The sequence below is a fragment of the Paenibacillus polymyxa genome (genome assembly GCF_018614975.1).
GTDB lineage: Bacteria > Bacillota > Bacilli > Paenibacillales > Paenibacillaceae > Paenibacillus > Paenibacillus polymyxa_E.
On the sequence record NZ_JAGGNR010000039.1, the window covers coordinates 59,432 to 73,518 of the forward strand.

A 14,087-nucleotide genomic window follows, 5' to 3' on the forward strand; every position below is an offset into this window, starting at 1 on the left:
TATGGGACGGGGGCTGCTGAAGCTGTCGGGCATCCGGCCGGTACTCGCGCTGGCCTCAGCGCTGGTGCTGCTACAGGCGATGACGATCATTATGCAAGCCAAATGGCTGGCACAGGCCATCACGGCATTGTTTGAAGGTTCATCCGTAACGGAGCAGTACCCGGTACTGCTGCTACTGGCTGCTTTTGCCGCCCGCTACGCCTTAACCTTCTGGTTACAACTCGTGACATCACGATATGCGGACAGGACAGGGACTGATCTGCGTAGACAGATGGTGGAGCAGTGGTTCAGACTTGGGCCGCGTTATGCCAAGACGGAGGGCACAGGACATCTGGTTACACTGGCACGTGAGGGAACAGCTCAATACAAGACGTATCTCGAACTATTCATTCCTCGCATGCTGGGCATAGGATTCACACCCATCGTCATTCTGCTGTATGTGTTCAAGCTGGATCTGATGTCCGGGGTTATTCTGATGCTGACACTCCCAATCCTGATCGTGTTCATGATTCTGATTGGTTTGGCTGCGCAGCGCAAGATAGACGGACAATTCAGATCCTACAAAGCGCTCGCTAACCATTTTGTTGATACCTTGCGTGGGCTGGAGACGCTAAAAACATTGGGACAGAGCAAAACACACGAAGGGTCCATTCTGCGGGTCAGTCAGCGGTATCGGAAGGCAACGATGTCTACCATGCGCATGGCTTTTCTTTCTTCGTTTGCACTTGATTTCTTCACCATGCTGTCCGTTGCTTCTGTGGCGGTTGGTCTGGGATTACGTCTGACGGAAGGACATATGCTGCTTGGCCCTGCACTGACGGTACTGATTCTGGCACCCGAATATTTCCTGCCTGTACGTATGCTCGGCGCCGATTATCATGCCACATTGGACGGCAAGGAAGCCGGAGCGGCCATTAATCAGGTGATTGAACGGGGTAAAGCCGCCGAACAGAAACAGAAAGAAGCTTATACAAATGTTGTTGCACATCCGGTTACGACAGAGGACGAAGCTGCATCTACACCATCATTATCTTCGGGTAAAAGGAAAGCCGCTAGTTCGTCTATACGTGTCGTGTTGAATGATAGAACGGCTGAGGGACATCTTGATCCTGATCTTGTTTGTACTACTTCTGATCTTGATTCTTCCTCTTCCTCAGTGTTCTCCTGGCATGAGAATAGCAGATTGGCACTAACGGATGTACAGGTACGACACGATGATGAAGGTCCTTATTCGCTAAAGGATGTCACCTTTCAGATCACGGGTCTTGGCAAAATTGGTATTATTGGCGCCAGCGGAGCAGGCAAGTCCACGTTGATAGATGTATTGGCTGGTTTCCAGTTGCCTATTTCGGGTCAAGTATTGGCTAACGGACAGCCGGTTACACCGGATATGCTCGAATCCTGGCGAAGACAGACGGCATTTATCCCGCAGCATCCGTATATTTTCAGTGGAAGTCTGGCCGATAACGTTCGTTTCTACATGCCGGAGGCTTCGGATGCGGAAGTGGCCAAGGCCATTAGCGCAGCTGGATTAACCAAGCTACTGTCCTCATTATCCGGTGGGCTGCATGAGCCTATTGGGGCTGGCGGCAGACAGCTCAGTGGTGGGCAGGAGCAACGGGTGGCGCTGGCAAGAGCCTTGCTTAGTAAACGGAACATCCTGCTACTTGATGAACCGACAGCGCATCTGGATGTGGAAACGGAGTATGAACTGAAACAGACGATGCTGCCGCTGTTTGAAGGCAAACTTGTTTTTTTGGCTACCCATCGTCTGCACTGGATGCCACATATGGATCGGATTATTGTTATGGATGGCGGTACGGTGGCAGAGACAGGAACACATCAAGAATTACTGGCACGACAAGGGGTATATTATCAGATGATTCAGGCACAGATGGAGGCGATATAAAATGAAGTCCGGATATGAACATATGGAGAACGTCCGTAACCAAAAAGAAAAAAATAGCTGGATCGCTCCGTATGTGGCACAGTACCGCTGGAGATTCATTGTGGTCATTGCGCTGGGCACATGCGCTGCCTTATGTGCGGTATTGTTGCTGTTTACCTCCGGATTTCTGATCTCCAAGTCTGCGCTGCGTCCTGAAAATATTCTGATGGTGTATGTACCTATTGTTGGGGTACGTGCATTTGGGATATTCCGCGCCGTGTTTCGATATATCGAGCGATTGGCAGGACATGATGCGGTACTGCGTGTATTGGCCGATCAACGGGTGAAGTTATATCGCATTCTGGAACCACAGGCCCTGTTCCTGCGCTCTCGTATGCAGACAGGAGATGTACTCGGAGCACTCGCCGATGATGTGGAGCGGTTGCAAGATATCTATCTGCGCACCGTGTTTCCCGCCGTTACCGCGCTTGTGATGTACGGTGCAGCTGTGATTGCTTTTGGCAGTGTGGATCTGGGATTTGCGGTGTGGATGGGCTTGTATATGTTATTTCTCGTTGCCGTGTTACCTGCGATTTCCCTGAAAGTAACGTGGAAATGGCGTGTGCGGCTGAAAAAGGAAAATAGCAGGTTGTACACCCGTCTGACTGACGGCGTACTTGGACTGGGGGATTGGCTTGCAAGTGGACGGGCAGCGGAATTTGTTCAGCAGCAGGAAGAGGAAGAAGAACAGGTCGATGCAGTTCGTCGCAAGTTGCGACGCTGGACACGCTGGCGTGATCTGATGGCTCAGTGTGTCATTGGCCTGATGGTAGTATCGGTTACGTTATGGGCCGGAAATGCTGCTTCTATCGGGCAATTACCTGCCGTGATGATTGCTGCTTTTGTACTGGTGTTATTTCCGCTTACGGAATCACTTCTGCCTGTAGGGGATGCTGTGGAGCATCTTCCACAGTACCGGGAATCGCTGGAGCGCTTGAAACAGCTGGAATGGAAAGGGTATCTTCCGGGGCAGAGTGGAGCGGACGATGTTGATGGAACGGGTGACTCGATCTCTGTAGTAAAAAACGGCAACGTGATGGCTGGACAGCCATCGGAGTCCTTGCCAGTTGTGAATGATATTCTGGACAGACGAATTCGTCTTCGCATTCCACCCAAACTAAGAGCAGATATCGAGATCAATCACGTTAGTTACCGTTATGCATCGGATGATACCTATGCCGTACAGGATGTATCCCTTCATCTGCCACAAGGCAAACGTCTAGCTATCCTTGGACGAAGTGGCGGCGGCAAATCAACCTTGTTGAAGCTGATTCAAGGGGCCTTGCTCCCGTCTGCGGGGAACGTTCTGATCAATGATTTGCCTGTGCAGACCCTGGGCGAAAGTGTGCCTGATGTCATTGCAGTGCTGAATCAGAGCCCACACCTGTTCGATACCACGGTAGCCAATAATTTACGGATTGGGCGTCCACATGCAACGGATGAGGAGATTCGTCAAGTGGCCGCGCAAGTCGGTTTATCCAGTCTGATCGAATCCTTGCCGCAGCGATATGATACGCCAATGCTGGAGACGGGGCTGCGTTTCTCCGGTGGGGAGAGGCAACGAATCGCTCTGGCCCGGGTACTGCTCCGGGAGACACCTGTTGTGATATTTGATGAACCAACCGTTGGGCTTGATCCGGTGACAGAACGAGAGTTGATGCGGACCATCCTGGACAGTTTGCAAGGCAAAACCATGATCTGGGTCACCCATCACCTGATTGGTGCGGAACAGATGGACGAACTTATTTTTATGGAAAATGGAAAGATAGCCATGCAGGGTTCTCACGAACAACTGCTGGCTGGGGAAGAGCGATACCGCCGTCTCATTGAACTTGATCGGCCGGGGTGGTCTGACTTGCAGACAGTAGAGGGCAAGCTGCCTACTGCCGCTTCCAGATAGCAGGAGTTTTCTCGGTATAACCATGATCTCAGAGCAGGACTGTCCGTTCACTCAGCATCGCAAATGGAAGCGAATAGCGTGTCTCAGGTTTATAAAACAAAATAACACAAACAAGGGATGTCCCCTGTCATATTCATGACTTATGGGCATCCCCTTTTTGCTTCTTGGTGTGGAGTTTTATGAAAAATCGCTATGTCTATGATGTGAATTGATCTGCAGCAGCCAGTCCCAAAGACTTAACGCTCAGATTTCCTGTGCCAGCAGCATGGCTGTGCCACAGGATTGACGCACAACCAGTTCCGGCTCTACTTTAATGCAACGATTATCCATTTGCTTGTTCATCAGATCGAACAGAATCATGGCGGCAAGGCGTCCAATTTTGTCCGTATCCTGCTTGACGGTTGTTAGCGATGGATCGGTATAACGGCAGGCTTCGATATCGTCACAACCTGCCACAGCTATATCTTCTGGAATGCGTAACCCCACTTCCTTAAAGGCGCGAATAGCTCCAAAGGCAAGTAGATCTGTGGCTGCAAACACGGCACGTGGCAGAGTTTTGCAGGCGAGCATTTTCTTGGCCGCTTCGTATCCATCCGCTGCGGCATAATCTTTGCTGTATACAACCCACTCGGGCTTTTCATCAAGACTAAACTGATTTAGTGAACGTTTGAAAGCCCTCTCTCTCTGTTGCATCACAAGAGAAGCGCGCTCCAGCCCGATAAAACCAACATCTCGATAACCGTTCATATAAAATTGTTCTACAACTTTGGTTGAGATCTTATCGTTATCGGACATGATGTAACAGGAGCTTTGTCCTGTTAGCTCGATATCTATTCCGATACAAGGAATCGGGCTGGCATCCAGGTCGAATATGCTGCTCTCGACCTCATCCCCCGCAATAATAATACAGCCATCCACTTGAAAATACTTGGATCTCGCCAAGTAGTCCTCACCCTGATCCAGAAACTTCTCATTCGAGAAGAAGAGTAGATCGTATCCAAGCAAGCCAATTTGTTTCTTAAACGCATTGATAACCTGTACGAAGAAAGGGTGACTGAAATCCACGTTCAGCTTCCCTGCAAATACAACGCCAACGAGGCTGGATTTTTTGGTCGCCAGCGTTTTGGCTGAAGAAGATGGACGATAGCCTGTCTCTTCCATAATTTTAAGTACACGCTGGCGAGTTTCCTCGCCGATATCTGGATAGTTATTGATAATTTTGGACACCGTGGCTACAGACACGCCAGCTAAACTTGCTATCGTTTTGATATTCATAAACATCCCTCGGATTCCTAAACTAGTTTCGTAAACTGGGGCTGTATCGGTTTTTTCGCTTTCTTGCAAGTATTCTATGCTACATAGACCGGAGAGTCAACAGCAGAGAGAGGGTTTCACACTTGAAATGATATGCATCCATAGGTTTTAAGAGATCAAGGAGGTTTGTCACGAAAATAAAGAAGAATTTTAGCTCGTAATCTTAATTGTTTTACAGATTTTTATTTCATTTAAAGGAATACCTGGTTATCTGGGACTTTACATGAAATCATGTCATGTGCTGTGTTTCGTAACTTTTGTGAAAAGTTAACTTAATTTCAAACGTATATAAAGATAAAAAAAGCTTTTATCAAGCGGGTAGGAACATAAAAAACAAAAAAACAAAATGACTATTTACAAAATAAAGAGCTGAAGTCATAATAAGGGTGGAATTAACGAAACTGATTTCGTAGATTTAATTCAAAAATTTGGGGGGCAACGAAAATGAAGAAAATGACTTTAGCCATTGTACTTGTAACCGCTTTATTATGTGTGCTCGCCGCTTGTAGTAGCAGCTCTTCGGAATTAGAAGGAACTCAGGCTACAGACAGCAGCAAAAAAGTCACCTTGAAGATCATTCACTGGCAGCAAGAGAATATTAACAACTACATCAAAGAGTTTAATACGAAATTTGAAGCGAAATATCCGGACGTAAAGGTGGAATATACTACGGTTCCGGCAGACGCGACTTACGATCAGTTGATGCAAACACGGATGAACGCCGGAAGTAATGGGGACGTGGATATTATTCCACTCAAATCAAGCTTTGTAGGCGCTCCGCAGGAATGGTCCAGTGGTGCTGCTGATCCGATGTGGAAGCAATGGATCGATGCCGGGTTAATCAGTGATCTGTCTGATCAATCTTTTATCAAAAACTACAATGAAGCGGATGTACAGAACGCAATGACGTATAACGATAAGGTGTACGGTGTAAACATGGGCAAGGTGGCATTCACAGGACTGTTCTACAATAAGGAACTCTTCGCAAAATATAATCTGGAGATCCCTACAACCTGGGATGAATTGCAACATGTTATCAAAGTGTTCAAAGACAATGGTGTCGAAGCGCTGGGTCTGGCGGGTAAAGATGTATGGCCAATAGGTCTTGCGGTGCAAGGGCTTCAGGCCTCTATTCATGATGATCAGCTTGCTTATATCAAAGGTCTATGGACTGGTGAAACCAAGCTGACTGATCCGGTTCAACTTGAAGTCTTGCAGAAATCTCAGGATCTGATGAACAATGCAATGCCTGGTTTCATGGGTATTGACTACGGAACATTGCCCAGTTTGTTCGCTACAGGCAAGGTGGCTATGATTGCTGACGGCACTTGGGATGCAACAACAATTCAAACGGCCAACCCTGATCTGAAGTTTGGGTATTTCCCAATTCCAGGTAGCAATGATGCAGCCAAGAACAAAAATCTGGCGGGTAAATACGATATGACCTGGATGGTGGTGGATAACTCACCGAACAAGGATTACGCAATGAAATGGCTTGATATGTTATCGGAGAAAGAGAACTACACGGAATTTGTGAATGCAGCCGGCTTCCTGCCCACACAGCCTGATGTGGAGATGACAAGTGAGTTTATCCAAGGCATTCAGCCTTACCTGGAGGACTTTAAACTTTCTTGGGATCAGTTGTTCATTAACCGTCAGAATGTAGGACAGTACATTTCTGAGGCCAGCGTTCACGCAGAGATGCTCAAACCAGCCGGGCCGATTGCAACACCGGAAGAGCTTGCAGGTAAATCCCAAGCGGACTGGGATGCTGCTGCTCCAAAGTAATTCATAATCATTTATATTCATGGCACAAGTTGGCCGTATGCGCCGGAATAGCGCTCGGGTCTGAGCCTTCAGGCCAGACAAGGCTGTTATTCCGGTTTTCTTATGTCTTAGTTTTACCCCATGAAAGGTGTGAGGACGATGTATCCGTTTGGGAAAGGTAAGGCAAGATTGATTCCTTATCTGTATTTGAGCATTCCGTTGTTACTTTATGTCGTGTTTGGCTTCGGTCCATCACTTGTGACGATACTGTTTTCGTTTACAGATGCTACTGGTGTTCGGGGCCAGGAATGGAGCTTTATCGGCTTTGAAAACTATAAAACATTTTTTGGTGCATCCAATGCTGGGGACCGAATAGATGCTATTGGGCGATCCTTATACTTTGCGTTTGCTGTTGTGATCATACAAAATGCAGTGGGTTTGTTTATAGCGATTTTGATCAATAAAAAGCTTAGAGGCGATAAATTATATCGCGCAGTATTCTTTTTGCCAGTGGTGCTGGGGGTTACTGTGTCTGGACTCATTTGGCAACTCGTTGCAAATCCGCTGGGCGGACCAGCCCAGTCCTTTCTGAATTTCTTTGGTACCAGTTCCAACTTTTTTGGCGATTATAATATTGCCTTTGAATTGATTATTTTTGTTCAAATCTGGATGTACATGGGTTACTCCATGACGATTTTTCTTGCAGGTCTGCAGTCCATTCCGAGCGATCTGTATGAGGCGGGTTACATGGATGGTGCTTCGGGATGGAAAGCATTTACGAACATTACATTCCCCATGATTGCTCCTGCATTCACGGTTAACATGCTCTTGTCTATCATAGGGGCATTGCAAACCTTTGATATTATCTATGTACTTACAGGCGGCAAGTTCAATACAACGACGCTTGCGTTTGATGTTTATGCTACGGCATTTGGCACAGGAACGGCTGATTACGGTTTGGCTTCTGCTGTCGCGATGATTCAGTTCCTCTTTGTATTTACCATATCGATGGTCGCTTTATTTTATCTTCGCAGAAGAGAGGTGGAAGCGTAATGAAACAGAGCCAAACGTCCAGAATGGTCAGCTATGTCATCGTTCTGCTCATGCTTGCGTTGTACGTTTTCCCTCTGTTCTATCTGTTCAATGTATCCATGAAGACACAGACAGAGTATCTGCTCGATCCTGTAGCTCTTACCGAAGGGATCCGGTTTGAGAACTTTTCCGAAGCATGGAACAAAGGGAACTTCTCTCAGTATATGTGGAACAGTGTGCTCTATACAGGGATGTCCACCCTGCTGACGTTGATTTTATCTATATTTGCTGCATTCCCGCTTGCACGCAGATATGTTAAATTCAGCACACTCATTTATATTTTCTTTCTGATTTCCATGTACCTACCCAACCCGCTCATTCCGCAGTTTTCCCTGATCAATAATCTGGGTCTTTACAACACCCAAATTGGGTACATCTTATTGAAGACGACAGGTACGGGCATTGCCTTTCTCATGTTTGTGGGTTATATCAAATCCGTATCACGTGAGCTGGATGAGGCGGCGGCCATGGACGGGAGTGGATATACACGTTATCTGTTCACGATCCTTGTTCCGTTGATGAAGCCAATCCTGGCAACAGGCATTATTCTCACCGCGATTGGTGTATGGAACGATATTATCGGGCCGACCATTTATTTATCTGATCCGAATTATCAGCCGGTAACCAAAGGACTCTTCACATTTTATGGACAATACATGAACAACTGGCCGCTGCTCGCCTGTGGCATTCTGATTGTTACCTTGCCACTGGTTGTCCTGTACGTTGCTCTGCAACGGTTCATTGTGGGAGGCGCTATGGCCGGGGCTGTTAAATCTTAATACAGTTCAGGTGCAGGAGTTAACAAGGTATGCTTCGGGGGCGCGGGGGCAGACATTGCATCCTTCGCCTGATCGGGCAGGCCAGCATATGGAGTGCTACACATGGATTGAACCGCAAACAAGGAAGCAACCCTCATCGTAGCGAAGGTTGCTTCCTTGTTTGGTTTTACAATTTTACATCTCTACCAGCATCAAAATAATGGAGGAAAGGCACAGACAAGTGCTGACGAGATAGAGCACAGCAACAACCTGTTTGTGATTCAATCCGGCACGCAGCAACCGATAATGAGCTTGACTCGCATCGGCTTGGTAGATCGCTTTACCTTGAACGAAGCGTTTGATCACGACAAAGATGTTATCAAAGATCGGTACACCCAGCGCCAGAATTGGAATGAAGATGGACAACATAGTTGCTTGTTTGAATGCACCATCCAGAGCGATGACCGCCAGAATGAAGCCAAGGAACGTGGCACCTGCATCGCCCATGAACACTTTGGCAGGAGCTTTGTTGTACTTCAGATAACCGATCGTCACACCGACCAGAATGATCGACATGAGTGCGGAATCACTTTGACCTTTGGCAAGCGCCACGATGAACAGGGTAATCGCCGAGATGGCAGATAATCCGCCAGCCAGTCCGTCCATGCCGTCCGAGAAGTTGATGACGGTTGTCACCCCGAAGATCCACAGGATCGTAAGAATGAATTGTAGCCAGATCGGAAGCATGACATATTCCGCGCTGAAGGGATTCACGAATCCGGTGAACGCTATGCCAGAAGCAAATACGAGCACTGCCGCAGAGACCTGTACAAGCATTTTGGGCAGGGCAGGAAAATCTTTTCCTTTTGTTTTGTACCAGTCGTCGACGGTACCAATCGTTAGCAGAAGCATACCACCAGCGACCAGAGCCGCTGTTTCCCATGTGATTTCTTTGGTCAGAGCAATGTATGTCAGGAAAAATCCAGTAAATATCGCGTAACTCGCCGTGAGCGGGATCGGTTGCCTGTGCAGCTTACGCTCCACATCTTCCCGAGGCTTGTCCACAAAATCGAGCCGGTGAGCCAATCGACCAAGCGGCGGAATAAGCAGAACCACGACAGCAAAAGACACTATAAAAGCCAGTATATATACCATAAACTCGCTTGTTTCACTCCCATCTAGCAATTTCCCCTTATTATACGAGTTAAACAGGAATTCTGTCGATGTCATTATTGTAACCAGACGTACGCAAGGGTGAGCAAAAGTTCAGGTTTTATCGTATTTGAGGAAGATAGGAGCCGAAATAATGTTTTACGGCTTCTGCATGATATCCATCATCACCTTGCCAGGTTGCTGCAAACACAAAATCACTGGAACCACCTTTGCGTTTTCTCGGTTTATCTCCAGGAACCAATATGCCGGCTGCAGCCCAGATTTCCAGCAGGGCATCGCGCTCCTGTTTGCTGGAAGGCAAGAGGTCTTTCCACTTTTTCTCAAGTGAACGAGCACTATCCTTGGGGTCTTCCGTCTGAGCTGCTTCAAGAAGGTTGACCAGGATGGCTTGGTCCTCAGGAGTTACTTCATAGTTCGCATCGTTGTCCTGAAGCAGTAATTCTAGATCCATTAGGCAGTAGAGTAACCAACCATGGCGCACGCCTCCCCACTTGATTCGTTCAAAATTCAGGACGTTTAAGTCGACGTTGGAATATTTCTTGTCTGACTGCACACGCAGGAAGTTACAATCCCCACAGGTACTAGTGTTAGGGTGAAGGGCAGGGCGTTCCGCATAAGTATGCAAAGGCATGTTCGATGTTAAAGCAAAGCTGGATAATGCGCTGCGCAGATAGACTTTTTTGGTGGACAGACTATGTAAAAAGGCCGAAACCACGCGTTCCTTGAAAGATTCATCCTGTTGCATATCGTAGAGACGCTGAACCATCTCGTCATGCGTAATCGTGAGTGGATCGAACATAACACCTTTGCTTTTGGCATATTCAAATTCCTCCCCGGAGAAGGGTGTAGAGATTGTTTTCCAGCCACCACCTCCCCAGAAGGTGCTCAGCAGTATCTTTGCCGCCTTTTTGTCCATATGGTTAGCCTCCTTTATGAGAATTGCGATCATGATCATTGTGATTTGTTTATCCCAGACCTGCTTACTTTAATGTACGTATTCCTCGGTTGTATTCAGAATCATGTCGACGAGGCCTGGAAAACGTACGTTTAATTCCTCCTTTCGTAGGGAGTAAAAGTGCTGTTTACCTTCAATGCGTGGCTGGATCACGCCAGCTTCACGTAAAATTTTGATGTGATGGGACAATGTGGATTTAGAAATATGGTCCACTTCGAAGGCGGAACAGTTTTTCTCGCCAGAGCTGGCCAGACAGTGTGCAATTTTCATGCGGATCGGGTCACCCAATGCATTGCAGACCGTGGTCAACTTCAGTTCCGAAGCCATAGGTATCGTTGGAGTTCTCATATCTATGACGTTAGCATATTCGGCTGTACCTTTCAATGTTCGAAAAATATCGAACTATCTCTTGCAGGCAGTAGAAGAAGTGTGTTACATTTCTTTTCAGTTAGTTTGAAAATATTCGAACTGTAAGGTTGGAAACCGGATTTTTATCCTAGGAGGAATATGAGTGAGTACTATTAATACAACTACACTGTTGAACAACTATTTCCGTTTATTTGATGCTTCACGCACAGACGAGCGCGCTATGCAGGATTTATTGTCCCTGTTTACAACGGACGCAGAAATTGTGCTTAACGGCACCAGTCGAACAGGATTCAATGGTTTCATGAAAGCTTTCTACGAATACAATAAGGATGTAAAACATATGTGGGACGGTTGGGTGCAACAGCCTGACGGCAGCTACCAAACGAACTGGGCAGTATGCGGACAAGCGGCGGACGGAACGGTATATGCCAAAGCAGGCATGGATATCGCGCGTGTAAATGATGCGGGGCAGATCGTGTATCTGGAGAATGTACAAGCGGACCAAAATGCGTTCAGCAAGTATAATCAGTAATAGCGCAGGTAAATAGGTAATAATGCAATGGCTAGGAAACGAAGCTCCGCAGTCTTTAAAGCTGTGGGGCTTTTTTCGGTGACATATTTAGCTGATTTGAAAGGCGCTGATGTGGACACGGGCTTCATCACTGTGATAGCACAGTTTCTACAGGTGAATTGGTACACAAAAAAGACCGTTCCACATGTTTTAAACATGGCGGACGGTCCTCATGAACGTGCATAAGATGTAGTCGCTAGAGTCGTAGGTTATTTTTAACCGGATGTAGCTTAGGAGATGGTGACTTATTGCATGGAAACGATGTTCTTTCAATTCTAACGAACGCTAGCGACGCTATTTTTCGGTTATTCTCACTTTCAGGCAGTTATCCACCGCTAAAATCGGATATAAGGTGGTCAGGTTCGTTAGATTTTGAAACCATGCTAAAAGCTGCAAATAAGGTGTCTATGATTCGTTAGCCTATTCCATGTTCAACGTTTTGACCCTCCAACATGTAACATCCCAGGCCTTCCCTATCCCTGCATCGTCTTATTCTGAAAAGCAGCGATATCCGCATACTCCTCTTCAAACTTACGGGAGATGCGGATGAAGATCGGCAGCAGTTCACGGTACACGCGGACACTGTCTGGGTCAGGCTGGTGCCGGTGCGTCGATCCGATCATGCCGGAGACGGCGCTCAGTGAATCGATGCGGCCAAGGGCGTACAAGCCCAGTACGGCTGCGCCGAGACAGGAGCTTTCAATACTTTCGGGGATGATGACATCCTGATCGAAAATGTCGGCCATCATCTGGCGCCACAACTCAGAGCGGGCGAAGCCGCCTGTCGCCTGAATCTTTTTCGGACGACCGATCTTTTCTTCAATCGCGAGCATGACCGTGTACAGGTTAAACAACACACCTTCGAGCGCAGCGCGAATCATATGTTCTTTCTTATGGTGCAGCGTCAGGCCGAAGAACGAGCCGCGTGCATTGGGATTCCAGAGCGGAGCCCGCTCACCTGTCATGTACGGATGGAATAAGAGACCTTCCGAACCCGGAGGTACATTTTCCGCAACACGAGTGAGCACTTCATAGGGATCGATGCCAAGCCGTTTGGCCGTTTCCACCTCGGAAGCCGCAAACTCGTCCCGAATCCAGCGGAAAATAACACCGCCGTTGTTCACCGGTCCGCCAATCACCCATGCGTTCTCCGTGAGTGCATAACAGAAGAAGCGTCCTTTCGGATCGGTCACCGGTTTATCTACGACTGTACGAATGGCTCCACTGGTACCTATGGTTACAGCCACGACGCCTGGATCAATGGCGTTCACACCCAGATTGGAGAGCACACCATCACTTGCACCGATGACAAACGGGGTGGTGAACGCAATGCCCATCTCCTTGGCGTACTCCGGGTTCAATCCATGTTTCAGCACATGTGTGGTTGGGACCAATCGGGACAGGTGTTCCGGGGTAATGCCCGCCACATGCAGCGCTTCTGCATCCCAGTCGAGTTTCTCCAGATTCATGAGTCCGGTGGCTGAGGCCATTGAGTGGTCGATGACGTATTCAGAAAATAATTTATAGAAGACATATTCTTTCATGGATATGAATTTGTACGTCTGTTGGAACAGTTCCGGTTGATCCCGAGTGAGCCACATGATCTTGGTGAGTGGGGACATCGGATGAATCGGCGTACCTGTTCTCAGATAGATTTCGTGACCATTCATCTCGGATTTGAGTACTTCGGTCCACTCGGCACTGCGATTATCTGCCCAAGTCATGGCCCGCATCAGCGGTGTGCCGTGTTGATCGACAGGCAGAATACTGTGCATGGCCGAACTGAAGGATACAAAAAGGATGTCCTCTGGCTTCACTCCGGCTTTGGAAGTGGCTTGTTTAACGGACTCGATGACTGCTTTGAAAATATCTTCCGCATCCTGCTCCGCAATCGCAGGTGTGGGGGTGTGCAGCGGATAATCGGCACTGCCTTGTGCCACAATGGTTCCGTTCTGTTCGAACAAGACGGCCTTGGTGGAGGTCGTGCCGATATCTACGCCGATCATATAGGGTGAAGAAGCCATTTTGTCATCCCTCTTTCTTGAATATATAAGTGAAATGAATGCTGTTACACGTTAACACTTCGGGTACAGAAAGCCTTCCGATCGCCGTTATCCCCAAATTTCTTTGATTCCCTCTTCAAAGGGAGAAATTTGGTTATAAATGCGAACATTCCATTTCTTCAGGCCCTTTCTGTCCCCTCCGCGCACGTGGCGCTATTCATTCAACTTATAAGGCAT

11 protein-coding genes are annotated in these 14,087 nt (G+C 47.7%); 6 read left to right on the top strand and 5 right to left on the bottom strand.

Annotated elements, in window-relative coordinates:
• Window position 1 precedes the first annotated feature (1 nt).
• Window positions 2–1,909: a thiol reductant ABC exporter subunit CydD gene (gene cydD, locus J7E78_RS24380; protein WP_215078764.1), complete on the top strand. Its 1,908-nt coding sequence runs from the start codon at window positions 2–4 to the stop codon at window positions 1,907–1,909.
• A 1-nt stretch (window position 1,910) separates the two neighbouring features.
• Window positions 1,911–3,848 (top strand): thiol reductant ABC exporter subunit CydC, encoded by a 1,938-nt coding sequence (cydC, locus tag J7E78_RS24385; protein ID WP_215078766.1) that lies wholly within the window; start codon window positions 1,911–1,913, stop codon window positions 3,846–3,848.
• 243 nt (window positions 3,849–4,091) lie between these two features.
• Here cydC and J7E78_RS24390 read toward each other — a convergent pair whose 3' ends face one another.
• Complete coding sequence (locus tag J7E78_RS24390; RefSeq protein ID WP_215078767.1) at window positions 4,092–5,123, bottom strand: LacI family DNA-binding transcriptional regulator; 1,032 nt, start codon at window positions 5,121–5,123, stop codon at window positions 4,092–4,094.
• Between the two features lie 483 nt (window positions 5,124–5,606).
• On the opposite strand from J7E78_RS24390, the gene J7E78_RS24395 reads away from it, so the two are divergent.
• The 3 genes from J7E78_RS24395 to J7E78_RS24405 all read left to right on the top strand — a co-directional run bounded on the left by J7E78_RS24395 (window position 5,607) and on the right by J7E78_RS24405 (window position 8,800).
• Window positions 5,607–6,950: an ABC transporter substrate-binding protein gene (locus tag J7E78_RS24395; protein WP_215078769.1), complete on the top strand. Its 1,344-nt coding sequence runs from the start codon at window positions 5,607–5,609 to the stop codon at window positions 6,948–6,950.
• Window positions 6,951–7,088: 138 nt separating this feature from the next.
• A complete protein-coding gene (locus J7E78_RS24400; RefSeq protein ID WP_215078771.1) occupies window positions 7,089–7,982 on the top strand; it encodes a carbohydrate ABC transporter permease in 894 nt (297 codons plus the stop codon).
• Window positions 7,982–8,800 carry a carbohydrate ABC transporter permease gene (locus J7E78_RS24405; protein ID WP_215078773.1) on the top strand — a complete coding sequence of 273 codons (819 nt, stop codon included), beginning with the start codon at window positions 7,982–7,984 and terminating at the stop codon, window positions 8,798–8,800. Before J7E78_RS24400 ends, J7E78_RS24405 begins: the two co-directional genes overlap by 1 nt.
• A 174-nt stretch (window positions 8,801–8,974) precedes the next feature.
• Here J7E78_RS24405 and J7E78_RS24410 read toward each other — a convergent pair whose 3' ends face one another.
• The 3 genes from J7E78_RS24410 to J7E78_RS24420 form a co-directional block, all read right to left on the bottom strand.
• The gene (locus J7E78_RS24410) at window positions 8,975–9,934 is read right to left on the bottom strand and encodes an MraY family glycosyltransferase (RefSeq protein WP_215078814.1); all 960 of its coding nucleotides are present in this window, start codon (window positions 9,932–9,934) and stop codon (window positions 8,975–8,977) included.
• A gap of 118 nt (window positions 9,935–10,052) precedes the next feature.
• A complete protein-coding gene (locus J7E78_RS24415) occupies window positions 10,053–10,868 on the bottom strand; it encodes a hypothetical protein (RefSeq protein WP_215078775.1) in 816 nt (271 codons plus the stop codon).
• A gap of 69 nt (window positions 10,869–10,937) precedes the next feature.
• Window positions 10,938–11,255 (bottom strand): ArsR/SmtB family transcription factor, encoded by a 318-nt coding sequence (locus tag J7E78_RS24420; protein ID WP_076209651.1) that lies wholly within the window; start codon window positions 11,253–11,255, stop codon window positions 10,938–10,940.
• A 163-nt stretch (window positions 11,256–11,418) separates the two neighbouring features.
• Here J7E78_RS24420 and J7E78_RS24425 point away from each other — a divergent pair, with 163 nt between their 5' ends.
• Window positions 11,419–11,808, top strand: a complete 390-nt coding sequence (locus tag J7E78_RS24425) for a nuclear transport factor 2 family protein (RefSeq protein ID WP_215078777.1) — start codon at window positions 11,419–11,421, stop codon at window positions 11,806–11,808.
• A gap of 512 nt (window positions 11,809–12,320) precedes the next feature.
• On the opposite strand, the gene gntK is transcribed toward J7E78_RS24425, so the two are convergent.
• Window positions 12,321–13,871 (bottom strand): gluconokinase, encoded by a 1,551-nt coding sequence (gene gntK / locus J7E78_RS24430; RefSeq protein WP_215078779.1) that lies wholly within the window; start codon window positions 13,869–13,871, stop codon window positions 12,321–12,323.
• Between the last annotated feature and the right edge of the window lie 216 nt (window positions 13,872–14,087).